The sequence below is a fragment of the Methylomonas sp. BW4-1 genome (genome assembly GCF_052474385.1).
The window spans coordinates 1875218-1901833 of sequence record NZ_CP184125.1 but is presented as its reverse complement, the minus strand read 5'-3'; the positions used below and the strand labels follow the sequence as shown (position 1 = coordinate 1901833).

The following is a 26616-nucleotide window of genomic DNA, read 5'->3' as shown; positions in this document are numbered from 1 at the left end:
GTCTATTTACGGAGTTTACACTGGCTTGGTTTAAACAACACGGTCGGCGTCTATTATTACGGTAGTTTTTTCCTATTTCATCTGATTTATGTCTGCTAGTATTAAAAAAAGCAAAAGACGTCGCTATATTAGATATGCGATTGATCTAAACGCTTTATTGATAATCGACCAAACTGATACACTGGAATGCCGTATTCTGGATTTTTGTAGCGGTGGATTTTATCTGGTTTTTGATAAAAGTCATCCGCAGATTGCATTGCATAAAAATATAAAAATTCGCTTTTCTATTCAATTGGAGTTCGAGCTAAAAACTTTTGAAGTAGATGCGCAAATAACGCATATTGGTTCGACGGGAGTAGGCCTTGTCACTGAACAGATGCCCGCCACCACGTTTAATGCGTTAAGAAAAATAGCAAATGTTGGATCGCTTTCCTCAACGAATGACAATTTAGATACTTCACCAGACAATTTAAATCAAGAAAATTATAAAAACACATTTAAACAATTTCTAATAGAAAGCTTGCCTTTATTAATCGATAGGTTTTTTGACTCGCTGAGCGATTGCATGGAAGCTGCGAACACGCATGCTGAGTTTTTTTCCAATCCATCGGCTTTTGACGACTTAATTACCACGTTAAAGCTGAATAGAGAGATTATTAGTAGCGAATTTTGTTGTTCTGTTATATATCAGGTTGATTATATTTCCAGTAACAACGAAAAAAACTCAGATGCTTTATATCATGATTCGCTTTCATTAATCGAAAAAGACGACTTTGAAGACTGGTTGAATATGTCGGCTACTATCAGAAAGCTTAAAAACTATTTTGACGACGAGCTTAATCTGTTAGTTAGAGAATTATGCAGGGTGTTTGGTATATTTGATAATGCAGTTAATAATCCAATTGGTCCGGCGGTTTTATGTGATAGTTTTAGGGAAATATTTTTGCAGTTAGAGCTCGGGAGTAATATAAAAAAGGCAATTTATAACTGCTTCGAAAAAATCTTAATTATTGAATTACCGGGGTTTTATAAGCAAGCAGCTGCGACTTTAGCTAAGTTTGAATCCGCGCGATTGCAAATGCCCGTTCATAGTAAGCAGAGCGGCTCCGCTTTTGATACAAAAAATAGCGATAAACAGCAAGTTTATTTCAATGACTATTTGGATGCCGAACCGCTGGTCGTTCACAAAGCTATTCAACCTTTAAGCCAGGTTACAGGCAAATTACTGAACCTGTTAACTGAAACAATGGCCGTATCTACCGATACCCAGCGCAAGGAAAATACCCTGCCGGTCAATAATGTCCAGCAAGTATTTGACCCAGCGGAAGTTTTATCGGCTATTGCGAAAATCCAAAAGGATATTACCGCTAAATCGGGCCTTCATTTAGATACCACAACACTGCAAAAAAGCCTTGCCGATAAATTACAAGCTGATAATCCGGAGGCAAAATCGTTGGCCGCAAACGATGTTCAGCGCCTTGAACTGTATGGCAGGTTTTTTGACGCCTTGTTCGGTGAGCTTGAGTTTTCTAAAGATATTAAAGATTATTTGGAAAGTATTCATTTACCTCTATTGTCATTGCCCATGCAAGGTAATGATTTTCTGGATTCCGAGTCGCACCCTGCCCGAAAAATACTGAATCAACTGGCTGTTCTGGAACCTGCGATTAAAAGTAATCGGGTAATCAAAAATACCAATATAAAAAATACTGTAGAAAAAGCAATAGCGCGGATTTCCGCTGAGTCCATTAGCAATCCTAATGTTTTCACTGAAGTCGAGCATGAATTGGATAGCGTCACTAAGCAGTGGACAAAATCCAATGAAACCAACGTCAAACGCATAATAGAGCCTTACGAAGGCCAACAAAAATTGGAGGCGGCAAGGCTAACTATTCAGCAGGAAGTTGATAAGCGTATAGCCGGCCGCTCTGTACCATCGATTATTCCCACGCTACTTGGCGCTGGATGGCAAGACCTGTTAGTGATTGCCGAATTAAATAAGGAAGCTAAGCCTGAGGAAAAAGCCTCTTATATCAAAGTAATTGACGATTTACTATTTTGGCTCTACGAACAGGATTCGTTTCTGAATATGCAATCGGTCAGCATTCATACCACACTCAAATTTATCGAAGAGAATCTAGGCACAGTTTGTCCTAACTTATTCAAACGCGATAATGTTATTGAAGAATTGTTTGCTTTACTGGTGGGTAGCGGTGTGCCAAAAGTTAGGAAGCCGATGGATACCGTCAGAATTCCCGCGCCTAGATCCATGCAAGACATTATAGAATCTGAATGGGCAGCGCAAGTTTCACAATTACAGGTGGGCGAATGGCTGATAATCTATAGAGGCTCCGAAGGTTTTGAACCGATGAAACTGGTTTGGATAGGCGATATTTTACCAATTTGCGTTTTTGTTAATCGCGATGGACTGACTAAGTTAGAGCTTAATAAAACCGAATTGGCATTACTTTTGGAAAATGGCGGAGCGAATAGAATAGAAAGCCTGGATGTGCCTTTAATGGATCGCGCGACTAACCAAATGTTGCAAAACATGCATAGCAAATTGATTTATAACGCTACGCATGACGCGGAAACCGATTTACTCACCAAAGACGAGTTTGTTAAACAGCTAAAAATCGAGCTCGTTAAACTCGATAGTACCGGCCATATCTTGGGTCATATAGAGGTTTTGGATTTTCGCGTCATTACTAATGTTTGCGGAGTCACTGGCGGCAAACAATTCTTGAAAACGCTCACGCATTTAATCAGCGAGCAGTTGCGTGATGGCGATTTATTCGCGCGAATCGGCGATAAATCTTTCGCAGTGCTGCTAAAAGATTGCGGCGCGCAAACTGCTTATGAGTTATCCAAAAAACTGTTAAAAGTCATTAGTGAATCGCGGTTTCAATGGCAAGATAAAAGCTATACCATCGGTGTGAGTATCGGTTTGGTGCCGTTCGAACAGAACAATTTTGACGTTAACGAGTTGTTACAAAATGCCGATACCGCCAGCATGTCGGCAGAGCGTTCCGGTCCGAATAATGTTTTGCTTTTTACGCATGATGACGAGAATTTAAAACGTCAAAATAAAATATACGAATGGATAGGCAATATTGACAAGGTATTTTCCGAGAACAGGTTGTTTTTACGTTGCCAAATGATTGCCGCGGTCGATGAAACCAGTGCCAGTCATCAACATTACGAAATTTTGCTGGGTATTAAAGACGAAAACGATAATATTATTCCACCCGATCATTTCATACCTGCTGTGGAACGCTGTAAGCGTATGCCGGAAATTGATCAATGGGTCATTACCAATGTGCTTATGTGGATTGAAAATAATAGACATTATTTCGATCATATTGATGGCTTTGCGATCAATTTGTCCGGACAATCTATTAACAGCGAAGAATTTTTAGGGTTTCTTAAAGGAATATTGGAATCAACCAGCGTGCCCACAAATAAACTGACGTTCGAAGTCACGGAAACGGTTGCAGCGGAAAGTTTTTATTTAACAAATAGTTTCATCAAAGCCATCAAGCAGTTTAATTGTAAGTTTTCATTGGATGATTTCGGGTCAGGCTATTCGTCGTATTCCTATCTGAAGAACTTGAATATCGATTATCTGAAAATAGACGGGGCCTTTGTCAAAGACATATTAAACGACAAAGCCGATGTTGCCATCGTTAAATCCATGAATGAAATCGCTCATTCCCTGGGCTTGACGACCATTGCTGAATACGTCGAAAGCAGCGAGATCAGAGAGGTTTTAAAAACCATAGGCGTCGACTATGCCCAAGGCTACGGCGTGCATAAACCAATGCCGCTCAGCGAGTTGGTCATCGAACCACCGCCGAGCGCACCGCTTTTTTCATTTGAAGACACTGAGTTTTGGGGGTTTTGAAAGCAGGGTGTCTAAAAAATCAGCCACACTACTGTTGCCACAAACAATTGCCGCTGACTTTGGCGATTTTTGCCAAGCGTTGTTGGTGCGCCAGTTCTTCCTCGCTACTGCAAGCAATGATTTTTAACGGCGCTCTGTCAGCCGATAGTCTAACGATAGCCTGTTCGCCGCCATTGCCGGTGTGATCGCCTTCATCCAGCAAGGAAGCCTGGCCTCCGGTCATCAATAAATAGACATCCGCCAGGATTTCCGCGTCGAGTAAAGCGCCATGCAATTCGCGGTGACTGTTGTCTATGCCGTAGCGTTTACATAAGGCATCCAAACTGTTTCGTGCGCCGGGGTGTTTTTTCCGGGCGTAAGCCAGGGTGTCGAACACGGTGCTGTTGGTTTCGACGCGGCGCTCTTCCCCGGCTAACAGAGCCAATTCGTGATTCAAAAAGCCGACGTCAAACGGTGCGTTGTGAATGATCAGCTCCGCACCCTGAGTAAAGCGCATAAAGTCTTCGACGACATTGGCGAAGCGCGGCTTATCTTTTAAAAATTCGTTGGTGATGCCATGCACTTCGATGGCGCCGGCATCAATTTCCCGGTCTGGATTCAGATAAACGTGGAAATGATTACGGGTCAAACGGCGGTTAATCAGTTCCACGCAGCCGATTTCGATAATCTTATGGCCTTCCTTGGGGTTGATGCCGGTGGTTTCGGTATCCAGCACCACTTGCCGGATTTGGCGGGGTTTTTGACTCATGGCTTATCCTATCCGCAAAACGCTTTGAGCAGTTCGTTCTGCACTTGATAAATGGCTTGATCGTCGGCGCGCAAATGCCGGTACTGGCCGTCGCTTTGCAATTGCCAGGCTTGGGCGTTATCTCTGAGATACGCATCCAGGTCGTTAAGAATTCGTTCGGCAATCCGTTTGTCGGCGATAGGGAAACAGACCTCCACCCGGCGGAACATGTTGCGGTTCATCAAGTCGGCGCTGGATGCGTAAACCGCCCAATCGCCGCCGTTACAAAACGCATAGATGCGGGTGTGTTCCAGGAAGCGGCCGACGATGGAGCGTACTTCGATATTCTCGGAAACCCCCGGCACGCCCGGCCGCAAGCAACAGACGCCACGCACGATCATTTTGATTTCCACGCCGGCTTGTGATGCGCGGTACAGGGCTTGAATCGCCTGCTCCTCGACTACGGCATTGACCTTGATGATAATCCTGGCCGGCTTGCCTTTTTTGGCATGCTCGATTTCTCTATCAATCATCTTCAGGATGCCGTGGTGCAAAGTGAACGGCGATTGCAGCAGTTTATTCAGTTTGCTGACCTTGCCCAAACTGGTCAGTTGCATGAACACCCGGCGCACGTCTTCACCCAGTTCCTTTTCGCAGGTAAACAAGCCGTAGTCGGTATATAGCCGAGCAGTTTTAGGATGGTAGTTACCGGTGCCCAGATGCACATAATTGCGTAATGTGCTGCCTTCTTTGCGCAAAACCATGCACATTTTGGCGTGGGTTTTATACCCCACCACGCCGTACACCACGTGAGCCGCGGCTTCTTGCAGTTTCGCGGCCAAACCAATGTTGTCCTTTTCATCGAAACGCGCCCGCAACTCGATGACAACCGTGACTTCCTTACCGGCGCGGGCGGCTTTGATCAAGGCCGCGACGATGGGCGAGTCCACGCCGGTGCGGTACAAGGTTTGTTTGATGGCTAGTACATCCGGATCGGCAGCGGCCTGGCGAATGAAATCCACCACCGGCGAGAACGACTCGTAAGGATGGTGCAACAAAATATCCTGTTTGCGGATGCTGGCAAAAATATCCTTATTGCGCCCTAGCGCTGGCGGCACGCTGGATTTGAACGGCGTAAATTTCAGGTCGGGGCGTTCGACCATGCTCAAGATGGTTTGCATCCGGCTTAAATTGACCGGACCGTTGGCTAAAAATAAGCGGTCCGGTTTTAAATCAAAGCGCGCCAACAAGAAATTCACGGTCTCTTCGGGACAATTGCCGTCGATTTCCAGGCGTACTTCATCGCCGTAATTGCGCATCGCCAGTTCGCCTTCCACGGCCAGCATCAAGTCGTCGATCGCGTCGTCGTCGACGAAAAAATCGCTGTTGCGGGTGACCCGGAATTGATAACAGCCCTTGACCATCATGCCGTTGAACAACTCGTTGACGAACGCATGAATGATGGAGGACAGAAACACAAAATCGTAAGGCCCGCTATCGGTCTCGGTAACAGGTAATTGCACGATGCGGGGTAGGGCGCGCGGTGCCTGCAAAACCGCCCGGCCGCTGTTACGTCCAAATGCGTCCTTGCCGGTTAGGGAGATGATGAAATTTAAACTTTTATTTAGAATCCGCGGAAATGGGTGGGCGGAATCCAGCCCGACCGGGGTCAGAATCGGCAACAGCTCTTCGTTGAAATATTTTTCCAGCCAGGCTTTTTGTGCCGGGCTCCAACGGTCGCGCCGCAAGAAGCGGATATTCTCGGCCTCCATGCAAGGGATCAGTACCTCGTTGAGTACCCGATATTGCTCTGCGACCAGTTCGTGGGCTTTGATCGAGATTTTGTCGAATTGCTCGTTAATGGTTAAGCCGTCGGAACTGACCAGATTGGGGTCCATTTCCGCCATTTGTATCAAGCTGGCGACACGTACTTCGTAAAACTCATCCAGATTGGAACAAGAAATGCATAAGTAATTCAGCCGTTCCAATAGCGGCAGCGTTTCGTCCAGGGCTTGCGCGAGCACCCGAAAGTTGAACTCCAATAAGCTGTGTTCGCGGTTGATATAAAGCTCGGGACTATTTAAATCGATGGATTCCATGTCGGCTGCTGGTTTGATTGGGGTCAGTCGATTATAAATGAAATTTTTTCGCCTTGGGTTACAGCGGCGCTTGAGGTCTGGAACTTGCTATAATCGCCGCCGTAAACTTAACCGGACGTTAAAGTCATGAACTTCCCAACCATAGAATCTTTTGTCGGAAATACGCCATTGGTGCGTTTGCAACGCCTGCCGGTCGCAGGCGGCAATATTATTTTGGTGAAGCTGGAAGGTAACAATCCGGCTGGTTCGGTGAAAGATCGGCCAGCCTTAAGCATGATTCAACACGCCGAAGCGCGCGGCGAGATCAAACCCGGCGATCGCTTGATCGAAGCCACTAGCGGCAATACCGGTATTGCCTTGGCGATGGCGGCGGCGATCAAGGGTTATAAGATGACCTTGATCATGCCGGACAATATGAGCGCCGAACGCATTGCGTCGATGAAAGCCTACGGCGCGGAGATTATCCTGACGCCGTCCAAAGGCAGCATGGAAGCAGCGATTGATCTGGCACGGGCCATGGAAGCGCGCGGCGAGGGACGGATTCTGGATCAATTCGCCAATCCCGATAATCCGTTGGCGCATTACGAGGGCACCGGTCCGGAAATCTGGCGCGACACGCACGGTAAAATTACCCACTTCGTCAGCTCCATGGGCACCACCGGCACCATCATGGGGACCTCCCGGTATTTGAAAGAACAAAATCCAGCCATTCAAATCATCGGCGTGCAGCCGGAAGGCGAATCGAAAATCCCGGGTATTCGCCGCTGGCCTAAGGAATATTTACCTAAAATATACGACGCTGTGCGGGTGGATAGCATCATCGAAGTCAATCAGCTGAACGCGGAAAACACCACGCGCGCTTTGGCTGCACAAGAGGGCATCTTTGCCGGCGTATCCTCAGGCGGCGCGGTTTACGCGGCCTTGCAATTATCCCAACAAATTGAAAATGCCTTGATCGTGGCGATAGTTTGCGACCGGGGCGACCGCTATTTATCCACCGGCATTTTTCCAACCTAAACAAGACAGCTTCATATTGGGTTACACCACGCTAACCCAAGCTACCCAATCGAGCATAATGGCCCACAAGAAAAAACTCCCGTTAGACCCCGTCACCGTTACCATAGAATCTTTGTCTCACGATGGCCGTGGTGTCAGCCACGTCAACGGCAAAGTCGTGTTCATCGATGAAGCCTTGCCTGGCGAAACGCTGGAATTTGTCTACACCGACAGCCGCAAGGACTATGCGGAAGGCAAAGTGGTCAATCTGATAAGCCGGTCTGAGCATCGGGTCGAACCGGCTTGTCCGCATTTCGGCAGTTGCGGCGGTTGCAGTTTTCAACACGTCGACGATGCCGAACAGATCAACTTTAAAGAAGACTTGCTCCGCGATCAGTTCCGCCGCATCGGCAAAGTTGAGATTCCGCAAATCTGGGAAGCGCTGACCGGCCCGCATTGGGGATACCGCAGTAAAGCTCGGATGGGTGTGAAGTGGGTGGCGAAAAAGAATCGGGTGCTAGTGGGCTTTCGAGAACGACGGAATCCGTTTTTAGCGGAAATCGATAGCTGCAAAGTGATGAATCCCATCGTCGGCGAAAAGCTGATTGCCTTGGGGGAGATGATCGCTGGTCTAACAGTGAAAGATAAAATTCCGCAAATCGAAGTCGCTATTGGCGACAACGAATGCGTGCTGGCGTTTCGAGTACTGGAACCGCCCACCGACGCCGATAAACAGAGGCTGCGCGAATTTGCCCATCAGCATCAGGTCAGCATTTGCTTGCAGCCGAAAGGTCCGGATACCATCGTGCCTTTGGACGGCGAGCCGGAAGTCATTCCGAGTTATGCGCTAGCCGAACAAGGCGTTAAGTTCAATTTCCGCCCGGCGATGTTTACCCAGGTCAATTATCAGATCAATCAAAAAATGGTGACCCGGGCCTTGGCAGCGCTGGAGTTGACCAAGGACGACAGGGTGCTGGATTTGTTTTGCGGACTGGGCAATTTCACCTTGCCGCTGGCGACCCAGGCGGGTCAGGTCGTCGGTGTGGAAGGCGACTTGCCGCTGGTCAAGCACGCTCGGGAAAATGCCAAGTTGAATAACCTGGATAATGTTGAATTTCATGTCGCCGATCTGACTAAGGATTTGAAAGACCAACCCTGGTCCAAGCAAAAATTTACCAAGGTATTACTAGACCCCTCGCGGGCCGGCGCATCGGAAGTGTTAGACAACTTGAAACACTGGCAACCGGAGCGGATTGTTTACGTATCCTGCAACCCATCCACCTTGGCCCGCGATGCCGGAATTTTGGTGAACGAACTCGGTTACAAGTTGGTTAAGGCCGGGGTGATGGACATGTTCCCGCAAACCGCGCATGTCGAATCGATCGCCTTGTTTGTGAAATGATTCCGGGTTCTGCGGCAACCCAGCACTATCACTTCGCAGTGCCTTATTTGGACATCGCCATTGCCAAGCAGCGCCTGCGCTTAGTACACGGCAGCGAGGTGTTGGCCGAGTATCCGGTCTCTACCGCTAAAAACGGCCCCGGCGAAAAAAAAGGCAGCTACTGCACGCCGACCGGCTGGCATAAAATCCGCGCCAAAATCGGCGCCGGCCTGCCGATCAACAGCGTACTGGCAGGCCGGCGGCCAACCGGCGAAATCTACACGCCGGAGCTGGCCGCGCAGCATCCGCAACGCGACTGGATCCTCAGCCGCATCCTCTGGTTGGGTGGGTTGGAACCGGGCAAAAATCGCTACGGCGATGTGGACACCACATGGCGTTATATCTATATCCACGGCACACCAGACGAATTGACGCAAGGTAAACCGGAGTCGCACGGCTGTATTCGCATGCTCAACGCCGATCTGATCAACTTATTCGAGCAGATTGCCGTGGGTTGCCGGGTGTGGATTCATGAATAAACAGCAACCGATATGCCGCGCATCGTTTTAGGCGTCGAATACGACGGCAGTGCTTACGCCGGCTGGCAATGGCAGGACGGTAAAGCGACCGTGCAAGGCCAGTTGGAAAAAGCCTTGAGTAAAATCGCCAATCAACCGATTACCGTACTTTGCGCGGGCCGCACCGATGCTGGCGTGCATGCGCTGGAACAAGTGGTGCATTTTGATTGCGACACAGAGCGCGATATGCGCGGCTGGTTGATGGGCGGCAACAGCCATTTGCCGGATGACATCCGTATTATCTGGGCACAAACGGCGCTGGACGACTTTCATGCTCGCTACAGCGCCATCGCCCGCGCTTATCGGTATGTGATACTGAACCGGCCGATGAAGTCGGCTTTGTTAAGAACTCAGGCAACCTGGTGTTATCAGCCGCTGAACGAGCGAGCCATGCATCAAGCCGCGCAGGTGCTACTAGGTGAACACGATTTTTCCTCGTTTCGCGCACAGAGTTGTCAGTCACTCAGTCCCAATCGCTTAATGCATTTTGTTGATGTGTATCGCGACGAACAGCGGGTGATCATCGATCTCTGCGCCAATGCCTTTTTGCATCATATGGTCAGGAATATCGCCGGGGTATTGATGGAAATCGGCATGGGCCGGCGGCCAGTGGATTGGACTGCCGAACTTCTGGAGACTAAAGACCGCTCCCAAGCCGCGATGACCGCCCCCCCGCATGGTTTACATCTCGCGGCTGTGTATTACCCGGAGCATTATGCGATCGCCAAAAACCCCTTGTTCGATAAGCTGCCGGCAGACGCAAAGCGGCATGATTAATCTCGCCCGCACTTCGCAGTCTGGCAAATCGTCTAACTCAAACCTTTTAACAGCTTTTCCAGCTCGAATTTTGCAAGTTTACCTGTCGCGTTGCGCGGAATTTTAGTAACAAAATGAATTTTTCGCGGTAGAAACACCTCGTCCAAATAAGGCTGTAAACCCAGCCGAATGGCTTGATTGTCTAGTCTGCTGATCACGACAGCCGCCAATCGCCCATTATCCTGGATAAAACAAACACCATCGTCTACGCCGTCTATATCCTGCAAGCGACGATTCAGTTCGGTCAAGGACGCACGCTTGCCACCGATTTTCACCATATCCTGATCCCGGCCCAATACGGTAAAACAGCCGTCGGCTTGGATCTGCACAGTGTCTTGCAAAGGCACTCTGGCCGGCAAATGCGCGGCTTGCAGACAGCTTTGCCCGCTTTCATCTTGACGCAATCGGCAGCCGGCGTAAGGTCGCCAAGGGTTTTCGTGTAAGGTCTCGCGGCTGGCAAACGACAGGGTTTCGGTGCTGCCATAGATTTCGCGCGGGGATTGCCCTAAAATTGCCGCGGTTTCGCCGGCCAGCTTTTCAGATAAGGTATCGGTAGCGGAAATAATGCCGGCCAGATTGTCCCAAGCGCCGGTGGTTTTGATTAAGGAACGCAAATGGGTGGGTGTTGACGCCAGCACAACAGGCCAAGGCGCGGTGTTAATCGTTTGCCGGATGTCTTCGGCGAAAAACGGTCGGTCGTCGTGCAGCACCAACTGAGAAAACAGCGGCCAAAATACCGAGGTTTCCAGACCGTACATATGTTGCGGCGGCGTGGTGGACAGCATTAATAGGCGCTGCTCCGCTAACCCCAGGCTGCTGGCCGCCATTTCGGCGGAGGTTTTAAAGGTATGCAGGCTATGCGGACACGGCTTAGGTTTGCCGGTGCTGCCGGAGGTGAAAGCAATCACGGCGGTGCGCTGCCAGTCGAAATCGGGTGGCGATGCTGCGCTTGCAGCGTTTGGCGCGACGACTTCGAACCAATCCAAACCTGTTTGCTGCGGCGCGTGTTCTCTGGCGATATACGCGCCGGGATAGTCGCGCAGAATTTCCAGGATTACCGCCATTTGCCCGGCGGGCGGCAACAAGCAAATCTGTCCGCGTACTGCCGCCGCTAACAGGCAGAGGCAAAACAGGTAGCGGTTTTCGCATAAATTAAATTGATAGGGCTGGTCCGGCAATTGCGCGGCCAGGGCCGCCACGTCAGACCATAATTTGCCGCGGTCTACCACCTGGCCGTTGTAGAGGGCAAACGGCGCTGTGTGGCTGGAATCGATTGGTGTCTGTGGGGCGGGGATTTTGTGGGATTCCTGCATGGAATGGGCTTTATTCTATTCGGTGCAATGCCGTTAAGTTATGCTTTGGCGTTGTTAATTCCCCTCTTTGAAAAAGAGGGGCAGGGGAGATTTCATAAATAAATCCCCCTCGAGCCCCTTCATGCCCATATGGGTACTTTTCCAACGGGGGAAGAACGTTAACTTAGCGGCATTGCCGTTGTTTCTGAATTTTTGCTGGACGTATTTTAACCGGATAAGAGGGTTGGTAAGTAAATGGATGCAGATGTATTGATTATCGGGGCCGGCCCCTCCGGCAGCGTCGCGGCCAAGATGCTGAAACAACTTGGACACCAGGTGGTGATCCTGGAAAAAGAGCAGTTCCCGCGGTTCTCGATTGGCGAAAGCCTGCTGCCGCAATGCATGGCCTTTATGGAAGCCGCGGATATGCTACCGGCGGTGACGGCGGAAGGTTTTCAATTCAAAAACGGCGCGGCATTTTCTAGAGCCGGCAAACTGACCGAATTCGATTTCACCCAAAAATTCAGCCCAGGCTGGGGCACCACCTTTCAAGTACCGCGCGCCCATTTCGATAAGGTGTTGGCCGACAGCGCCGAGGCGGCCGGCGTGCCTATTCATTATCAACAAACCATCCTGGCAGCCGATTTTAGTAATCCTGAGCAAGCCAGTCTGACCAGCGTGGATGCCAACGGCGTGCACAAGCAGTGGCGCGCAAAGATGGTATTGGATGCCAGCGGTTTTGGTAGGGTATTGCCAAGATTATTGGATCTGGAAACGCCTTCTTCGTTGCCACCGCGGCGCGCGCTGTTCACGCATATCGAGGATCGGATTACTGTACCCGATTACGACCGCAATAAAATATTAATTGCCATTCATCCTGAGTTTCATGAAATCTGGTACTGGCTGATTCCATTCAGTAACGGCAGAAGCTCGCTGGGTGTCGTGACGCCAGCGGGTTTCCTGGATCAGCGTAACGGCGAGCCGCTCGAAGTGTTAAAGGAAATTGCCTTCGAAGAACCACGTCTCGCCGAGCTGTTGACGGACGCCGATTTCGATACCCCGGCTAATACCATCGGCGGCTACTCGGCCAACGTCAAGCAACTGTACGGTCAGGGCTTTGCCTTGCTTGGCAATGCCGGGGAGTTTCTCGATCCGGTGTTTTCATCCGGCGTGACGATTGCGATGAAATCCGCCGCGTTGGCCGTACCCTTGGTTGACCGGCAATTACGCGGTGAGCCGGTAAACTGGTCTGTCGAATACGAACAGGCTTTGCGCAAGGGCATTGAGGTATTTCGGGCTTATGTGGAGGCTTGGTACGATGGCCGTTTCCAGCAAATTATTTTCGAAGAAAATCAGTTGGCCAGCGTCAAGGCCATGATTTGTTCCATTCTTGCCGGCTATGCCTGGGACGAGGAAAACCCGATGACGCAGCGCAGCGCTAAGAAAATCGAGGCCATCTTGGCAACGTATCAAACTGCCTGAGCGGTGTAATTTGTATTTACATGACTTAGGCATGGTCTGCGCCTTGGGCGACAGCAAGGCCGATATTTTAGCCGCATGGCTTGCCGGTCGTTCCGTTGAGCCCGTTCCGCCGGCCTGTCTGGATGCGGCGATTCCCGCATTCGGCGTGCTAACTGAATTACCGGTCATTCCGGCCAAGCTTAAACAATACGATTGCCGCAACAACCGTTTACTGTTGTCGGCGCTTTGCCAGATCGAGTCCTCTGTCAGCACCGCAATCGCTCGTTACGGCGCAGATCGCGTTGGCATAGTGGTAGGCACTAGTACCTCGGGGATTGCCGAGGGTGAAAGTGCGGTGCAAGTGTTGCGGGCAAGCGGGAGCATGCCTGGTCACTATCACTACAAGCAGCAGGAATTGGGTGGCGTAGCGGAGTTTCTGGCGGCTTACCTGGACGTTCGTGGCCCGGCCTATACCGTCTCCACCACCTGTTCATCGAGTGCCAACGCCATGGCGTCGGCCCGTCGCCTGCTGCGCTTGGGCGTCTGCGATGCGGTCGTAGTGGGCGGTGCTGATAGTTTATGCCGCACCACGCTGGAAGGCTTTTTTGCGTTGGGTGCTCTTAGCAAAACCACTTGCAATCCGTTCAGTAAAAATCGCGACGGCACGACGATAGGCGAAGGCGCGGCTTTATTTCTGATGACGCGCGAGCCTGGAGACATCGCGTTGCTGGGTGTTGGGGCCAGTGCCGATGCCTATCATATTTCCGCGCCACGCCCTGACGGTAGCTGCGCTTTACTGGCAATGCAGGCGGCATTGGCTGATGCACAGCTGAGGCCCGAGCAAATCGATTACATCAATCTGCACGGCACGGCCACCTGGCAAAACGATGCGATGGAAAATCGGGCGGTTGCGCAGTTGTTCGGTAGCGATACGGCATGCAGTTCCAGCAAACCGTCCACCGGCCATTGTTTAGGTGCGGCAGGTGCGCTGGAAGCCGGTTTATGCTGGTTGCTAGTGTCTGATTTACATCAAGAAAGGCGTTTACCTGCGCATCTGTGGGATGGCGAACCTGACCCGGACATGGTTCGGATAAACTTGGTCGGGCTGGAAAACCAGCAGCCAAAGCCGCTACAATACTGCCTTAGCAACTCTTTTTCATTCGGCGGAAACAATGTGTCCCTGCTCATTGGACATCCCTGACAGTCCAGCGGCTTTTCCCTATGCCATCGAAAACCTAGTACCTCAGTCCGGGCGTATGGTGCTGTTGGACCGGGTCCTGGAAGTCAGTGACAGCCATATCGTGGTCGAATTGCAGGTGCGCGACGACGGCCTGTTTTCGTGTGGCGATCACAGCGTGCCGGCCTGGGTAGGTTTGGAATACATGGCGCAAACTATTGCCGCCTACTCCGGGTATCACCGCAAGTGCCGAGGCGAAGCGATTGGTTTGGGGTTTTTATTAGGCACGCGCTACTTCGAATGCTCGGTCGGCAGTTTTCCCTGTGGCGCCAAACTGATCGTCGAGGCGGAAAAAATTATCGAGGCCGCCAACGATATGTCGGTGTTCGACTGCACGATAACCGGGCAAAATATCAAGGCCAGCTCGAAGTTAAATGTGTTGCTGCCACAGGATTCGCAAAAATTTCTCGCCGGAAAAGGAATATGAGCCAACCCACCATCCTGGTCACAGGATCCAGCCGAGGCATCGGCAAAGCCATCGCCCTGCGCCTTGCTCGCGAGGGCTACGATATTGTGCTGCATTGCCGCAGCCGGCTGGATGAAGCCGAGCAAGTCAAACAGCAGATTGTCGAGATGGGCCGCCAAGCGCGCGTGCTGAGCTTTGATTTGGCCGACCGCCATGCGGCCAAAGACAGTTTAGAAAACGATATTCAAACCCATGGCGCCTACTATGGCGTGGTCTGCAATGCTGGCCTTTCCCGAGACAATGCCTTTCCAGCGCTGAGCGGCGAGGATTGGGATCAAGTATTGCGCAGTAATCTGGATGGTTTTTACAACGTGCTTTATCCGCTGGTGATGCCGATGATACAACGCCGTAAACCGGGACGCATCGTCACGCTGTCTTCCGTGTCCGGTTTAGTCGGCAACCGCGGCCAAGTCAATTACAGCGCAGCCAAAGCCGGCATTATCGGCGCGACGAAAGCGCTGGCGGTGGAGTTGGCGAAGCGCAAAATCACCGTCAACTGTGTGGCCCCTGGTTTAATCGAAACCGAGATGCTGGAAGGTTTGCCCCTAGAAGAAGCGCTGGCCGCCGTACCGGCCAAACGCTTAGGCACGCCGGAAGAAGTCGCGGCGTTGGTGGCGTTTTTGATGTCCGAAGACGCCGCTTACATTACCCGGCAAGTGATTTCGGTGAATGGAGGTTTGTGTTGACCCGCCGCGTCGTCGTGACCGGCATGGCCGGTTTTTCGCCGATTGGCAACGATTGGCAGGAAATACGCGGCAGCCTTTTAGCCAAGCAATCCGGCATTCGCTACATTCCGGAATGGGAAATTTATAACGGTCTGCTGACCCGTTTAGCGGGGGCAGTGGAAAATTTCACGCTGCCGGGCCATTACACCCGCAAAAACACCCGCAGCATGGGCCGAGTCTCGTTAATGGCAACTCGGGCTACGGAACTGGCTATGCTTGATGCCGGTTTGCTGGGTGATCCGATTATCAGCAGCGGCCGCACCGGTGTAGCTTACGGTTCGTCAGTCGGATCGACGCCGGCTATCGCCGACTTCGGTAGAATGCTGATTAATCACGACATTGGCAATCTGAATGCTACCACTTATCTGAAAATGATGGGCCACACCACCTGCGCCAACGTGGCTTTGTTTTTTCAGGTGCGCGGCCGGGTTATACCTTCTGTCAGTGCCTGTACTTCTGGCAGCCAGGGCATCGGTTACGCCTACGAGGCGATCAAATACGGTTTGCAGGACGTGATGCTGGCGGGCGGCGCGGAAGAACTTTGCCCGACCGAAGCGGCGTTATTCGATGCGCTGTACGCCACCAGTACCCGTAACAGCGAACCTAATCTGACTCCCCGGCCTTTCGACCGCGAACGCGACGGCTTGGTAATCGGCGAGGGTGCTTGTACCTTGGTATTGGAGGAACTGGAACGGGCTTTGGCGCGCGGCGCGCGGATCTACGCCGAAATTGCCGGGTTTGCCACCAATGCCGACGGTGTACACGCCACGCAACCCAATGCCGATACCATGCAGGTAGTCATGCGTCTGGCCTTACAGGATGCCCAGCTGGAAGCCAATCAGATTGCTTATATCAGTGCGCACGGCACCGCCACTGAGCAGGGCGACATCGCCGAAAGCCATGCAACGGCCGCGGTGTTTGGCGGTAATACGCCAATCAGCAGTTTGAAAAGTTTCACCGGTCATACATTGGGTGCTTGCGGGGCCTTGGAAGCCATGGTGGCGATTCAGATGCTGCGCGAAGGTTGGTTTCATCCCAACCTAAATCTGGATAATCTCGATCCGCGTTGTGCCGAACTGGATTATCTGACCGGCTACGGCCGTCATATCCACGCCGACTACATCGTTAGTAATAATTTTGCGTTTGGCGGCATCAACACATCTTTGGTTTTACAGCGCTGGGATAGCTGAGTTGACCGAGAACATGGCCGAGTCCGGCAGGGAAAGCCGTTTGGCTTTCACAGTAAAGCACTGGTGTTTCTGGCAATCCGCACCGGAACCCCAAACCACTAGCTGGCCTAATGGGGAAATATTGCCGCATAACCAAGGTAAGGCCGATGTGGGGTTTTTACCGGCGATGCAAAGGCGCAGATTATCGCCATTAGCCAGAGCCGCCTGCGCTGTGGCTTGGCGCAGTCGCAGTGAAAACGGCGATATGCCCTCGGTATTTTTTTCAAACCATGGCGAAAGTCAGTATTACTTCGAGATGCTTGAAGAGTTGGCAAAGGGCGAGCATGTTTCGCCCAGCCGCTTCAGCCAGTGCGTGCATAATGCCATCGCCGGCTTGTCCAGTTTCCATATTACAAGCTATTTACCGTATGTAGCCTTGGCCGGCGGTACGGAAGGGCTGTATGCGGCTTTTATGGAAGCAGGCGGCATGTTGCTGGATGTTCCCCAGGTTTTGCTCGTCTGTTATGAACAGCCTTTGCCGGAGGCTTATTTGTCTTATCTGCCCGGCAGCCAAACCACCTGGGCTTTGGCGATGACGCTGGCAAGGCCTGGCGGCGCGGGGCCGCAATTGCAACTGGCGCGCGAGCCGGTAAATGGCCCGGCAATCCCGGAAAAGGGCTTGCCCAATTTCGTGCAAGCAGTCATATCAGGGCGGCAAAGCGGATCTTGTCGGCAGGACAGGGCGATCTGGCATTGGCGTTTGGACGAGTTTCATAACTCGATTGCCAGCGGCCTAAGCGATCTGCCGTAACCCAGGGTATAATCCCTGTTTGGCGTAGTAATTTATCGCGCGTTTGGCACAGATACTTTGGCGCTTGGAGTGGTGCCGGAAGAAAACAATAGCAACCGATACTCGCTAAATCGAGCCCGTTGCGCATTTATTGCAGCGTGAATGTCTGGCCGAATCGAGTATCGCAACAGGAAACAACACCCGTATGAAGACCCAAGAAGACGTATTTGCCACCTTAAGAGAGTTGATGTCGGAAATGTTCGAGTTAACGCCCGAGGACATCACCTTGGAGGCTAACTTGCGGCAGGATTTGGACATCGACAGCATTGATGCGGTGGATTTGATGGTCAGGCTGCGCGAGATTACCGGCAAACGCATCAATCCCGAGGATTTCAAAAATGCCCGCACCATCCAGGATGTGGTCGATACTGTGCATCGCATCAGTGCTGAATAAGCCTGGATGTTTAAGGGTTTTTTCACCAATCGGGTCCCGACCAAGATTCAGGCAAACTCAAACACCCGCATTTGGCCAAAACCTCCAGCAGAGCCTCGGCAAATCATCCTCAATGTGATTATCGGGGCCGCGACGGTCAGCTATCCCTTTCTGATTTGGTTTTCCGCCGATTATTTTCAACCCCGTTCCATGGCTTTAGGGCTGGCCGGATTATTCTTGCTGCGTTACTGGCTGCAAAAGCAGCGCAAATCGGTGGCGGTAGCCGAGTCTAGGTTGATATTGGCCTGCGCGCTATTTCTATTGCTGGGCGCACTGGTTAACGATTCCGGTTGGCTGCTGGCTTATCCGGTGTTCGTCAGCCTGCTGTTTTTTGCGGTATTTGCTTTCAGTTTGATCCATCCGCCGACGGTAGTGGAACGGCTAGCCAGGCTGGAATTTCCGGATCTGCCGGCTCATGGCGTGCTGTATACCCGCAGAGTCACCCTGGTTTGGAGCTGTTTTTTTCTCGGCAACGCAGCAATTTCCTTGCTGACTATTTGGTATGGCGACCGCTGGTTGTGGAGCCTTTACAATGGTTGTATCTCGTATGTGCTGATGGGTTTGTTGATGGCAGCAGAAATGGCGGTACGCCGCAAAGTGAAGGCCAGCTTTTGAGTATGGAAAATCAGCGAAGCGAAGCAGGCGTTTTGTTTCCGGAAACGCTAACCAAACAAATTCAGGCCGACGGCGTGGTGCTGGTGTTACGCATCCCCAAAGATCTGACTTATTTTAACGGTCATTTCGACGAAATTGCGGTGGTACCCGGCGTCGTGCAAATCCAATGGGCGGCGCATTATGCGCGGCAATACCTGGGTTTAAGCCGCGACTTCAGTCATATGGAATCGGTAAAATTCAAAGAGCTATTGTTACCTGGACAAGAGCTGGAATTGGCATTGCACTATCTGCAACAAGCCGGGAAACTCACTTTTTGTTACCGTTCGGCAGCCTGCGAATACAGCTCGGGTAGAATTTACTTTCATGAGCACCACCTTTAATCCCTGCATCTTGATTCCGGTTTATAACCATGAAAAGCCGCTACCCGGCATTATTGAGCGTTTGGCGGCGCATGAGCTGCCTTGTCTGCTGGTGGATGACGGTAGCGATGCGGCCTGCGCCGAGGTGATTCGCGGCTTAGCCGAGCAATATGCCTGGGTGCAAAGTGTCAGGCTGGAGATTAACCAAGGGAAGGGCGCGGCGGTCAAAGCCGGCATTCTGGCAGCTCAAACCCAAGGGTATTCGCACGCGCTGCAAATCGATGCCGACGGCCAGCACGATTTAAACGATGTGAATAAATTTCTAAACGCCGCCAAACAAGCGCCGGCAGCGGTGGTCATCGGTCGAGCGCTGTTCGACGCATCGATTCCTAAACTGCGCTACTACGCCCGCTACCTGACCCATATTTGGGTACATATCAACACACAGTCTTTCGCCATCCCCGACTCGATGTGCGGCTACCGGGTTTACCCGCTGGCGTCTTGCGCAAAGTTGATTCAAAGTCAAGCCATGGAAAATCGCATGGGTTTTGATACGGAGATTTTGGTGCGGCTTTATTGGCAAGGCGTGACAGTCATCTCCATTCCCACTCAGGTGCGCTACCCGCTGGACGGCTTATCGCATTTCCGGGCTTTGGAGGACAATCTGCTGCTAAGTCAGACTCATGCCCGTTTATTTTTCGGTATGTTGTTACGCTGGCCCAAACTGCTACTGAGGCATTTTCAATGAAGCCCGCGAACACCGCCGCCCGGCATTGGGCCGCCGTGGAGGAAAACAGCCTGCTTTGGGGCATACAGGCTTTGGTATGGGTGTATCGGCAATTCGGACGCTGGGTGTTTAGGCTATTTTTGCGGCCGGTGGTCAGTTACTACTTTCTGGCCGGGCGTCTTGCCCGCGAGTCTTCCAGGGAATATTTGCGCCATTTGGCCGATTTTTACCCGGCGTTGGGTTTGGGGAGCGGACTCTGGCAAAGTTACCTGCATTTCTTAAGCTTCGGCGAAACCTTGCTGGATAAAATCGTGGTGTGGACCGGCAATATCACGCCCGAGCAAGTGGATTTTCCCAATCGCCAGCTCCTTTTGGATTTGATCGAACAAAAACGCGGCGCCATGCTGCTGTCCGGACATATCGGTAACCTGGAAATTTGCCAAGCCATCGCCACGATGCGCGGCCACATCCATCTCAACATCTTGGTGCATACCAAACATGCCGAGAAATTCAACCGCCTGCTCGGCAGTCGCGGCAGCGCCACCATCCAATTAATTCAAGTGACCGAGTTAAGCCCGGCGATAGCGATTACCTTGCAGGAAAAGATCGAGCGCGGCGAATTTCTGGTGATGGTCGGCGACCGGATTCCGGTGCAAGGCGGCCGCACGGTGTCGGCCAGCTTTCTGGGCGAGGACGCCGAATTTCCGCAAGGCCCGTATCTGTTGGCTTCGCTGTTGCGTTGCCCGGTATATACCTTGTTTTGCTTTCCGGTGAACGGTCGATTCAAAATCCATCTGGAACCCTTCGCGGAATCTATTCGCATCCCGCGCGGTGAACCCAAAAGGCATGACATGCTGAAAAATCTGGCGCGACAATATGCCGAACGACTGGAAGCCTACTGCCGGATAGCGCCGCTACAATGGTTTAATTTTTACCCGTATTGGAGCAAGACAACTGCGGGCGATACCAGTCAGATAGCCGTCGAGGACAACTAATATGTTGCGCGCCGAAGTGGAATTGACCGTGCCTTTTCATGACATCGATCTATTGAATATTGCCTGGCACGGCCACTATTGCAAATACATCGAGATTGCCCGTTGCGCGATGCTGGATAAAATCGGCTACGGTTATATGGCCATGAAAGAAACCGGTTACGTCTGGCCGATTGTGGATTTGCAATTGCGTTATGTGCGTCCCGCCCAATTCGAACAACGGATCAAGGTATCAGCGGAGTTGGTGGAATGGGAATACCGGATGAAGATTAAATACCAGGTTGCCGATGCCGAAACCGGCGAAGTCTTGGCCAAGGGCCATACCATCCAGGCAGCCGTGGATGCGGATAGCCGTGAAATGTGCTTCGCTTCGCCTGCGGTGTTTTTGGAAAAGCTCGGGATTAAATCTGATTCGCCCTAGCTAGGCGCTTACTGTAGCGTTTGTGTTTTGGGCTGTTCCGGTTTGTCGTCTTTGTTGTACTGTCGCGTCGCCTGTTGCCTAGCGTCAGCCTGTTCTTAACCTTTTGCTCGAGGGATTTTGATTATGTTCAGAAAAAACTACATTGTGATGTTGCTCTGCTTGGCTGTGTTGGCGGTGGGCTGCAAGAAGGAGCTTAAGCCAGGTGAAGGCGCGGCAGCGGTTGTCCAGCCCGCGCAGGTTTACTATACGCAGTTCAGCCTGTTCCAAGAGCAGAACCGGTTCCGCACCACCAATTACCGTAAAGGCCAGTTGATTCCGATCAATACGCCAGTAGCGCTGCTGAAGCTGACCTCCGATGAGGCGGTACTTAGAGTGGAATCCAGCGGACAATTGATTACAGTCGAAAACGTGCAAAAATTTACCAAGGACGATATGCCGATTGCTTTCAGTAAAATCGCCGGCACCAGCAAGGTAGACCTAAATCAATTTACCCCAACTGAGCGCGAAAGTATTTTGGCAGGGCAGGTGAAGACAGGCATGAGCAAGAAAGCCGTGCTGGCAGCCATCGGCTACCCGCCGCAGCATGTCACGCCTTCGCTCGATAGCGACGACTGGACTTATTGGTCGAATCTATTCAACCGTTTTGTGGTGAAATTTAAAAACGGCAAGGTCGATAGTATTGCCGAATAAGCACAGGGGCTTTTGATTTAGTGGAGCCGGCAGTTGCAGTGCCGGCTCCAGTAGCGATCATTGGCCTATTCAAACCCAAATCCGGCTTTAGCCCAGGCTTTGGTTCCTCCTTCCAAATTGCGCAAATGCTCGTAACCCAATGCGTGTAGCGTTCTAGCTGCGGCATTGCCCATCGGCCCGCCTTCGCAGTACAGATAAATCGGCGTGGCTTTATCTTGCGGCAGTTTATCCAGGTATTTCTCGACGTTGTTGTAAGGAATAAACGCATCGGTGCCTTTGATATGCCGCTGCTCTGGGGTATGCACGTCCACCAGAAAAATATCCTGTTTTTGCATCAGCTGATTTAACTCCGGCGCGGTGACCATTTGTACATAATCGGGTGCTTGAAACGCGCAACCGCTCAGAAACAGGCTTAACGCTGCACTGGCAATGGTTTTGTTCATGGCTTAATTCTCCGAAATCAGATAGATGCGTTAGGGATTTTGGCAACGATCCAAGCTTTCACTCAGCGTGACCGGTTGCAAATTCGCGGCGGTAATGGCCTCCAGCAAGGCCGGTAATACCGCCAGAATCACCGGCTGGCCGCTATTGGTACGCGCCGAGTTACTGTCATGCAGCAACAGAATGTCGCCAGCTTTCAAGTCTTTCAACAATTTCGCAAAGACGACTTGCGGATTGCCTTCAATCGTATCGAAGCCGCGCTTGGTCCAACTAGCCAATTGCAAACCCAGGCGGCTGAGCACCGGATCAAGCAAAGGATTGCGCAAACCGACCGGCGGCCGAAAAAACCGGGGGCGAATGCCGGTCACCTCAGTCAGAGCATCCTGGGCCGCGTTTAGTTCGGCCATCCAGCCATTCAGCAACAAAAACGGCAAATGGTATTGGTGGTGCATGCTGTGATTTTCCACCGCATGTCCGCGTTTGACTATGTCCCGACACAAATCCGGGTAGCGTTGGGCTTTAGCGGCGATGCAGAAAAACGTGGCTTTGGCGCCGAAACGATCAAGCAGGTCCAGCACGGCGGGGGTGATTTCGGGATCGGGGCCATCGTCGATGGTAATGGCAATGTCGCCCCGCGCGGCGGCGGCAGGCGGCAGCGAGGTCCAGTTCGAGCCTACCCAAGAGCAACGCGGCCAAAGCCCGGCAAAGGTTAAAACCAACTGATCGGCAATAAAAATCATCAAGGCCCAAGGCCAAATGCTTGGTTGAATAACTATCGCCAGCGGAGCGGCTATTGTTATTACCAATGAAACCTTCATTAGCGGCGTAGGCTGCCAGTTGCGGTAAGCGGAAAAATTCATCATGAATGGGGTTGCGTGTTTAACCGGTAAGCGTCGCCGGTACCGAGCAGGGCGGCGATCAGGTTTTTCTGCACTTCCGAACTGCCGGAAAACAAGCGGCCGGCCATTGCATCCTGCACCAATTCCGCCATAGCGCCCCCCGATTCCAAGCCGGCCGCGCCCATGATCTGCACTGCATCCATGCTGGATTGCAGGAAAGCCTCGGCCGCATAAAGCTTGGTTTGCGCCGACGCCATCGTCAGGCGTTGGCCGGCGTCGCATAATCGCGCGCATTTCCCCAGCCATAAATCGACAGTGTCCAGCCGTAATTTCATCTCGGCGATGCGATGGCTGACGGCCTGATGCTTACCCAAATGCACGCCGCCGGAGCGCCGCTCCCGGCTATAACGAACCACTTCCGCCAGTTGCCAATCCATAATCCCGGCGATGCCGGCGAACACGAAGGCCCGTTCGTATTCCAAAGCCTTTTGGATCATTTGGGTGCCGGCGCCGATTTTTCCGAGCAGGCGGTCTGCACCGAGCCGGCAATCTTGCAAAATCACACTACCGGTGGCGCTGCCCCTGCAGGCATCCAATGCACTTTCATTGCTGAAATGGCAGCCGTCATCTTCACGGGACACCAGGAAAGCGGAAATCTTGCCGTCCAGCTTGGCGTAAATCACCAACCAGTCGGCCAATGGCACGTTAGTGATATAACGCTTTTCGCCGTTTAGTAGATAACCGTCGCCCGTTTGTTTGGCATGAGTAGTCATCGCTTGCACGTCGGAGCCGCAAGACGGCTCGGTGATGGCATGCCCGCCCAGCCAGTCTCCGCTCAACAACGCCGGCAGAAATTTTTCTTGCTGCGCCTCGCTGCCGTACAACAGGATAGGGTAAACCGAACCCCAAAGATGGGCGTTGATCGCCAGCATCAGACCGGGATCGCGACAGGTTTCGCCAAGGCGGCGATGGGTTTCGACTAACGAGGCAAAGTTATCGCCAAAACCGCCGACGGCAGAGGGCAGGGCATGTCGAAACACACCAAGTTCGGCGACGGCACGCAAACGAACTTTGATTTCGGTTTCATTCGGTCGGCCTGCGTAAACAAGTATCTCGGAAAAGTCAGTGGCTATAGTCATGGTTTAGGATTTGAGCAAACTCAATGAATTTGCATTGTATTGTATCGTTCCCAAGCTCCTGCGTGGGAACGAAGGCATGCAGCGCCGAGGTAAGCTTGCAAAGACAAGGTTTCTGTTTTTTCGCAAAAGCTTCTATGCTGGTTAGGCTTGAAACGCCAGGCATCGCCACTTGCGATTTATCAACCAGAGTAAGCCTGGCTAGACGATTATCAATAACTTAAAAGCACGCATGAGCAAAACCACACCCGCCAACGTCAAACTAACGCTTTACGGTAAGCCTATCGAGCTGAAATTCAGCGCGCCAACGGAAAAAGTGACGCCGGTAGCGATGCTGCCGGCACTGCATCGCATCAACAACACATTTGTCGAAACCGCAGTGGCTGCCTTTGTTGCGGACCAAGAGACCATCTCCTGCCAAGCCGGCTGCGGCGCCTGCTGCCGACAAGTGGTGCCGTTGGCGGAATTCGAAGCCTATCAAATCGCCGGTGTGGTCGAACAATTGCCCGAGCCCAGACGTTCCGCAGTCAAGCAACGCTTTGCCGATGCTTGCGAAAAATTGGATGCTATCCAGTGGCTGAGCCGGCTCGAACAGATGCTGGCTGAAGGCACCAGCCACGAAGCGGTAGAGCAACACGCGCTGACTTATTTTCAGCAAGGGGTGCCCTGTCCGTTTTTGGAAGCGGAAAGCTGCTCCATTCATCCGGTCCGGCCCTTGGCTTGCCGAGAATATCTGGTGACATCCCCGGCCGAACATTGCCAAAACCCGACACCGGAACATGTCAGGCACATCGAGTTAAAATTTCAGGTGTCCAAAATTGTCCGCAAACTTTGGCGCACCAGCCACATCAAAGATCTGGATTCGGTGCCGATGATTTACGCCTTGCAATGGGTCAAGAAACACCCCAACCAATTTCCAAAAAAGCGTGGCGAGGCTTGGCTGCGGGAGTTTTTTGACTATATGGCGAATCCGTGACGTTACTTGATGCCGCTGGAAACGATGGAATTAGCTTATCGTTCCCACGCTCCAGCGTGGGAACGAAGCCCCGGACGCTCCAGCATCACGGCTACCAAAGTGCAACCATCCAGCCCAGCCCAGCACAATTACAAGTATCAGCCTAATTCCATGTGATATAGCGCCCGGTCTTCACCAATTACTCTGAAGCCCATCCGGTCGTAGAGACGCTTTGCCGGGTTGATCTTTATCACGTCCAGTACCAATTTCTTATTCAGGTTTTTGGCCCGCAAAGCTTCTTGTGCCAGCAAAGTGGAGCCTATTCCCCGTCTTTGAAATTCAGGTAGCAGAAACAGGGTGCGAACCCAATGACTTTGCTCGCTCTCCTGCACATAGATAGCGCCGGCAGGTTCTTTGCCGATGCAAATCAGTTTGAAGTTTTGCACCTGTAGGTTTCTCCAGAAACCGGTATGTTGAAACTCGTCGTCCCAGCCCCATGCCCAATCGATGTAATCGCGCATCGATAGCTTGAACGCATTAAATATGAAATGTTTGTCATGCTCTGCTGCGTCGATCAGGGTAAAGGCGGTCATAAAGTAAGCCAAATGTTGTGTATCGTTCCCACGCTCCAGCGTGGGAATGCCGCCCCAGACGCTCCAGCGTCACGGCTACCAAGTATCGATTTCGATCAAGCCGCCTAATCCCGCATAGTTCGCAGCACTGGAATAGCGCCAATGCTCGGGCAAATTTACATAACCCCGCTTCACCGGATTGGCATGAATATAATCCAACTTTTCCCGCATCATCGCTTCATTAAGAATCAGCTCAGCATGCACGCCTTCCTGCCAGAACTGAAACTCCCGATCATGCTTGTGAGCGCATTTGGCAAACCGTAATCTTTGCAATAAATGTTCGGCTTGTTTTGCCTGCAAATGATCGATGATCCGCCGCGCGGTATAGGCTTTGAAGCTGGCAACGCATTTATCCAGCGCGGTGCTCTGAGCGATGAAATGCAGATGGTTTTCCAGAATCACGTAGCCATACAGTTTCAAGCCGACTTGTTGCCGCTGAAATTGCCAGCAGTCGAGCAGGATTTGCACGGTTTCCGGCCGGGTAAAGACCGGCAGCCATTCCACAACCGTGCAGGTCATGAAATGTGCTTGCTGGGGTTCAGTGATGGCGTAACGACTTCGGCCCATTGGATAGTTGTTTTTCAGGACGCTGGAGCGTCCGAGGCTGCGTTCCCACGCGGAGCGTGGGAACGATGAATATTACATGGCGAATCCGTGATGGCCGGTTTGTTATCC

At 51.9% G+C, this 26616-nt stretch carries 27 protein-coding genes; 19 read left to right on the top strand and 8 right to left on the bottom strand.

Annotated features, from left to right (window positions below):
- Positions 1 to 88: 88 nt before the first annotated feature.
- Positions 89 to 3904 carry a DUF1631 family protein gene (locus tag ACH5Y9_RS08800; protein ID WP_445369322.1) on the top strand — a complete coding sequence of 1272 codons (3816 nt, stop codon included), beginning with the start codon at positions 89 to 91 and terminating at the stop codon, positions 3902 to 3904.
- A 28-nt stretch (positions 3905 to 3932) separates the two neighbouring features.
- Here the strand turns inward: ACH5Y9_RS08800 and dnaQ are convergent, their stop codons facing one another.
- Together dnaQ and ppk1 are read right to left on the bottom strand one after the other, a co-directional pair.
- A complete protein-coding gene (gene dnaQ, locus ACH5Y9_RS08795; protein WP_319962824.1) occupies positions 3933 to 4652 on the bottom strand; it encodes a DNA polymerase III subunit epsilon in 720 nt (239 codons plus the stop codon).
- Positions 4653 to 4660: 8 nt separating this feature from the next.
- Positions 4661 to 6730, bottom strand: coding sequence for a polyphosphate kinase 1 (ppk1, locus tag ACH5Y9_RS08790; RefSeq protein WP_445369321.1), 2070 nt, complete (start codon positions 6728 to 6730; stop codon positions 4661 to 4663).
- Positions 6731 to 6856: 126 nt separating this feature from the next.
- Between ppk1 and cysM the strand changes: the two genes are divergently transcribed.
- Genes cysM through truA form a run of 4 tightly spaced genes read left to right on the top strand, consistent with a single transcriptional unit; the run spans position 6857 to position 10462 of the window.
- Positions 6857 to 7747 carry a cysteine synthase CysM gene (cysM, locus tag ACH5Y9_RS08785; protein WP_445369320.1) on the top strand — a complete coding sequence of 297 codons (891 nt, stop codon included), beginning with the start codon at positions 6857 to 6859 and terminating at the stop codon, positions 7745 to 7747.
- Between the two features lie 58 nt (positions 7748 to 7805).
- On the top strand, positions 7806 to 9128 hold the full coding sequence (rlmD, locus tag ACH5Y9_RS08780) for a 23S rRNA (uracil(1939)-C(5))-methyltransferase RlmD (RefSeq protein ID WP_445369319.1): 1323 nt from the start codon (positions 7806 to 7808) through the stop codon (positions 9126 to 9128).
- Positions 9125 to 9646: a L,D-transpeptidase family protein gene (locus ACH5Y9_RS08775; protein ID WP_445369318.1), complete on the top strand. Its 522-nt coding sequence runs from the start codon at positions 9125 to 9127 to the stop codon at positions 9644 to 9646. Before rlmD ends, ACH5Y9_RS08775 begins: the two co-directional genes overlap by 4 nt.
- 12 nt (positions 9647 to 9658) lie before the next feature.
- Positions 9659 to 10462, top strand: a complete 804-nt coding sequence (gene truA, locus ACH5Y9_RS08770; RefSeq protein WP_445369317.1) for a tRNA pseudouridine(38-40) synthase TruA — start codon at positions 9659 to 9661, stop codon at positions 10460 to 10462.
- A gap of 32 nt (positions 10463 to 10494) precedes the next feature.
- Here truA and ACH5Y9_RS08765 read toward each other — a convergent pair whose 3' ends face one another.
- A complete protein-coding gene (locus ACH5Y9_RS08765) occupies positions 10495 to 11814 on the bottom strand; it encodes an AMP-binding protein (RefSeq protein WP_445369316.1) in 1320 nt (439 codons plus the stop codon).
- 234 nt (positions 11815 to 12048) lie between these two features.
- Here ACH5Y9_RS08765 and ACH5Y9_RS08760 point away from each other — a divergent pair, with 234 nt between their 5' ends.
- The 13 genes from ACH5Y9_RS08760 to ACH5Y9_RS08700 all read left to right on the top strand — a co-directional run bounded on the left by ACH5Y9_RS08760 (position 12049) and on the right by ACH5Y9_RS08700 (position 21938).
- The gene (locus tag ACH5Y9_RS08760) at positions 12049 to 13275 is read left to right on the top strand and encodes an NAD(P)/FAD-dependent oxidoreductase (RefSeq protein ID WP_445369315.1); all 1227 of its coding nucleotides are present in this window, start codon (positions 12049 to 12051) and stop codon (positions 13273 to 13275) included.
- A 10-nt stretch (positions 13276 to 13285) separates the two neighbouring features.
- A complete protein-coding gene (locus ACH5Y9_RS08755; protein ID WP_445369314.1) occupies positions 13286 to 14455 on the top strand; it encodes a beta-ketoacyl-ACP synthase in 1170 nt (389 codons plus the stop codon).
- Positions 14427 to 14918 carry an ApeP family dehydratase gene (locus ACH5Y9_RS08750; RefSeq protein WP_445369313.1) on the top strand — a complete coding sequence of 164 codons (492 nt, stop codon included), beginning with the start codon at positions 14427 to 14429 and terminating at the stop codon, positions 14916 to 14918. Before ACH5Y9_RS08755 ends, ACH5Y9_RS08750 begins: the two co-directional genes overlap by 29 nt.
- Entirely contained in the window at positions 14915 to 15643 is a 729-nt protein-coding gene (gene fabG, locus ACH5Y9_RS08745; RefSeq protein ID WP_445369312.1) for a 3-oxoacyl-ACP reductase FabG, read from the top strand. Before ACH5Y9_RS08750 ends, fabG begins: the two co-directional genes overlap by 4 nt.
- A complete protein-coding gene (locus tag ACH5Y9_RS08740) occupies positions 15637 to 16872 on the top strand; it encodes a beta-ketoacyl-ACP synthase (RefSeq protein WP_445369311.1) in 1236 nt (411 codons plus the stop codon). Before fabG ends, ACH5Y9_RS08740 begins: the two co-directional genes overlap by 7 nt.
- Before the next feature lies 1 nt (position 16873).
- Positions 16874 to 17662, top strand: coding sequence for a beta-ketoacyl synthase chain length factor (locus ACH5Y9_RS08735; protein ID WP_445369310.1), 789 nt, complete (start codon positions 16874 to 16876; stop codon positions 17660 to 17662).
- A 184-nt stretch (positions 17663 to 17846) separates the two neighbouring features.
- Positions 17847 to 18095, top strand: coding sequence for an acyl carrier protein (locus ACH5Y9_RS08730; protein ID WP_033156272.1), 249 nt, complete (start codon positions 17847 to 17849; stop codon positions 18093 to 18095).
- A 6-nt stretch (positions 18096 to 18101) separates the two neighbouring features.
- Positions 18102 to 18749, top strand: a complete 648-nt coding sequence (locus tag ACH5Y9_RS08725; protein ID WP_445369309.1) for a hypothetical protein — start codon at positions 18102 to 18104, stop codon at positions 18747 to 18749.
- Between the two features lie 2 nt (positions 18750 to 18751).
- Complete coding sequence (locus ACH5Y9_RS08720; RefSeq protein WP_445369308.1) at positions 18752 to 19129, top strand: ApeI family dehydratase; 378 nt, start codon at positions 18752 to 18754, stop codon at positions 19127 to 19129.
- Positions 19113 to 19856, top strand: coding sequence for a glycosyltransferase family 2 protein (locus ACH5Y9_RS08715; RefSeq protein ID WP_445369307.1), 744 nt, complete (start codon positions 19113 to 19115; stop codon positions 19854 to 19856). The genes ACH5Y9_RS08720 and ACH5Y9_RS08715 overlap by 17 nt, the downstream gene beginning before the upstream one ends.
- Positions 19853 to 20830: an LpxL/LpxP family acyltransferase gene (locus ACH5Y9_RS08710; RefSeq protein ID WP_445369306.1), complete on the top strand. Its 978-nt coding sequence runs from the start codon at positions 19853 to 19855 to the stop codon at positions 20828 to 20830. Before ACH5Y9_RS08715 ends, ACH5Y9_RS08710 begins: the two co-directional genes overlap by 4 nt.
- A gap of 1 nt (position 20831) precedes the next feature.
- On the top strand, positions 20832 to 21248 hold the full coding sequence (locus tag ACH5Y9_RS08705; protein ID WP_415880797.1) for an acyl-CoA thioesterase: 417 nt from the start codon (positions 20832 to 20834) through the stop codon (positions 21246 to 21248).
- A 123-nt stretch (positions 21249 to 21371) separates the two neighbouring features.
- Positions 21372 to 21938, top strand: coding sequence for a hypothetical protein (locus tag ACH5Y9_RS08700; RefSeq protein ID WP_445369305.1), 567 nt, complete (start codon positions 21372 to 21374; stop codon positions 21936 to 21938).
- A 65-nt stretch (positions 21939 to 22003) separates the two neighbouring features.
- Here the strand turns inward: ACH5Y9_RS08700 and ACH5Y9_RS08695 are convergent, their stop codons facing one another.
- The 3 genes from ACH5Y9_RS08695 to ACH5Y9_RS08685 are packed head-to-tail and all read right to left on the bottom strand — an operon-like array spanning position 22004 to position 24357.
- Positions 22004 to 22381 carry a rhodanese-like domain-containing protein gene (locus ACH5Y9_RS08695; RefSeq protein WP_445369304.1) on the bottom strand — a complete coding sequence of 126 codons (378 nt, stop codon included), beginning with the start codon at positions 22379 to 22381 and terminating at the stop codon, positions 22004 to 22006.
- A gap of 30 nt (positions 22382 to 22411) precedes the next feature.
- Complete coding sequence (locus ACH5Y9_RS08690; protein ID WP_445369303.1) at positions 22412 to 23242, bottom strand: polysaccharide deacetylase family protein; 831 nt, start codon at positions 23240 to 23242, stop codon at positions 22412 to 22414.
- Positions 23239 to 24357, bottom strand: coding sequence for an acyl-CoA dehydrogenase family protein (locus tag ACH5Y9_RS08685; RefSeq protein WP_445369302.1), 1119 nt, complete (start codon positions 24355 to 24357; stop codon positions 23239 to 23241). The genes ACH5Y9_RS08690 and ACH5Y9_RS08685 overlap by 4 nt, the downstream gene beginning before the upstream one ends.
- A gap of 229 nt (positions 24358 to 24586) precedes the next feature.
- On the opposite strand from ACH5Y9_RS08685, the gene ACH5Y9_RS08680 reads away from it, so the two are divergent.
- Positions 24587 to 25330 carry a YkgJ family cysteine cluster protein gene (locus ACH5Y9_RS08680; protein ID WP_445369301.1) on the top strand — a complete coding sequence of 248 codons (744 nt, stop codon included), beginning with the start codon at positions 24587 to 24589 and terminating at the stop codon, positions 25328 to 25330.
- 137 nt (positions 25331 to 25467) lie between these two features.
- On the opposite strand, the gene ACH5Y9_RS08675 is transcribed toward ACH5Y9_RS08680, so the two are convergent.
- Both ACH5Y9_RS08675 and ACH5Y9_RS08670 read right to left on the bottom strand, forming a co-directional pair.
- Entirely contained in the window at positions 25468 to 25902 is a 435-nt protein-coding gene (locus ACH5Y9_RS08675; protein WP_445369300.1) for a GNAT family N-acetyltransferase, read from the bottom strand.
- 75 nt (positions 25903 to 25977) lie between these two features.
- Positions 25978 to 26508, bottom strand: coding sequence for an REP-associated tyrosine transposase (locus ACH5Y9_RS08670; protein ID WP_445369299.1), 531 nt, complete (start codon positions 26506 to 26508; stop codon positions 25978 to 25980).
- Between the last annotated feature and the right edge of the window lie 108 nt (positions 26509 to 26616).

Bases quoted from the DNA above. Each gene is read 5' to 3' on its own strand.
- ACH5Y9_RS08800 (WP_445369322.1), top strand. From the start codon at position 89: ATGTCTGCTAGTATTAAAAAAAGCAAAAGACGTCGCTATATTAGATAT.
- dnaQ (WP_319962824.1), bottom strand. From the start codon at position 4,652: ATGAGTCAAAAACCCCGCCAAATCCGGCAAGTGGTGCTGGATACCGAA.
- ppk1 (WP_445369321.1), bottom strand. From the start codon at position 6,730: ATGGAATCCATCGATTTAAATAGTCCCGAGCTTTATATCAACCGCGAA.
- cysM (WP_445369320.1), top strand. From the start codon at position 6,857: ATGAACTTCCCAACCATAGAATCTTTTGTCGGAAATACGCCATTGGTG.
- rlmD (WP_445369319.1), top strand. From the start codon at position 7,806: ATGGCCCACAAGAAAAAACTCCCGTTAGACCCCGTCACCGTTACCATA.
- ACH5Y9_RS08775 (WP_445369318.1), top strand. From the start codon at position 9,125: ATGATTCCGGGTTCTGCGGCAACCCAGCACTATCACTTCGCAGTGCCT.
- truA (WP_445369317.1), top strand. From the start codon at position 9,659: ATGCCGCGCATCGTTTTAGGCGTCGAATACGACGGCAGTGCTTACGCC.
- ACH5Y9_RS08765 (WP_445369316.1), bottom strand. From the start codon at position 11,814: ATGCAGGAATCCCACAAAATCCCCGCCCCACAGACACCAATCGATTCC.
- ACH5Y9_RS08760 (WP_445369315.1), top strand. From the start codon at position 12,049: ATGGATGCAGATGTATTGATTATCGGGGCCGGCCCCTCCGGCAGCGTC.
- ACH5Y9_RS08750 (WP_445369313.1), top strand. From the start codon at position 14,427: ATGTGTCCCTGCTCATTGGACATCCCTGACAGTCCAGCGGCTTTTCCC.
- fabG (WP_445369312.1), top strand. From the start codon at position 14,915: ATGAGCCAACCCACCATCCTGGTCACAGGATCCAGCCGAGGCATCGGC.
- ACH5Y9_RS08730 (WP_033156272.1), top strand. From the start codon at position 17,847: ATGAAGACCCAAGAAGACGTATTTGCCACCTTAAGAGAGTTGATGTCG.
- ACH5Y9_RS08725 (WP_445369309.1), top strand. From the start codon at position 18,102: ATGTTTAAGGGTTTTTTCACCAATCGGGTCCCGACCAAGATTCAGGCA.
- ACH5Y9_RS08720 (WP_445369308.1), top strand. From the start codon at position 18,752: ATGGAAAATCAGCGAAGCGAAGCAGGCGTTTTGTTTCCGGAAACGCTA.
- ACH5Y9_RS08715 (WP_445369307.1), top strand. From the start codon at position 19,113: ATGAGCACCACCTTTAATCCCTGCATCTTGATTCCGGTTTATAACCAT.
- ACH5Y9_RS08710 (WP_445369306.1), top strand. From the start codon at position 19,853: ATGAAGCCCGCGAACACCGCCGCCCGGCATTGGGCCGCCGTGGAGGAA.
- ACH5Y9_RS08705 (WP_415880797.1), top strand. From the start codon at position 20,832: ATGTTGCGCGCCGAAGTGGAATTGACCGTGCCTTTTCATGACATCGAT.
- ACH5Y9_RS08700 (WP_445369305.1), top strand. From the start codon at position 21,372: ATGTTCAGAAAAAACTACATTGTGATGTTGCTCTGCTTGGCTGTGTTG.
- ACH5Y9_RS08695 (WP_445369304.1), bottom strand. From the start codon at position 22,381: ATGAACAAAACCATTGCCAGTGCAGCGTTAAGCCTGTTTCTGAGCGGT.
- ACH5Y9_RS08690 (WP_445369303.1), bottom strand. From the start codon at position 23,242: ATGATGAATTTTTCCGCTTACCGCAACTGGCAGCCTACGCCGCTAATG.
- ACH5Y9_RS08685 (WP_445369302.1), bottom strand. From the start codon at position 24,357: ATGACTATAGCCACTGACTTTTCCGAGATACTTGTTTACGCAGGCCGA.
- ACH5Y9_RS08680 (WP_445369301.1), top strand. From the start codon at position 24,587: ATGAGCAAAACCACACCCGCCAACGTCAAACTAACGCTTTACGGTAAG.
- ACH5Y9_RS08675 (WP_445369300.1), bottom strand. From the start codon at position 25,902: ATGACCGCCTTTACCCTGATCGACGCAGCAGAGCATGACAAACATTTC.
- ACH5Y9_RS08670 (WP_445369299.1), bottom strand. From the start codon at position 26,508: ATGGGCCGAAGTCGTTACGCCATCACTGAACCCCAGCAAGCACATTTC.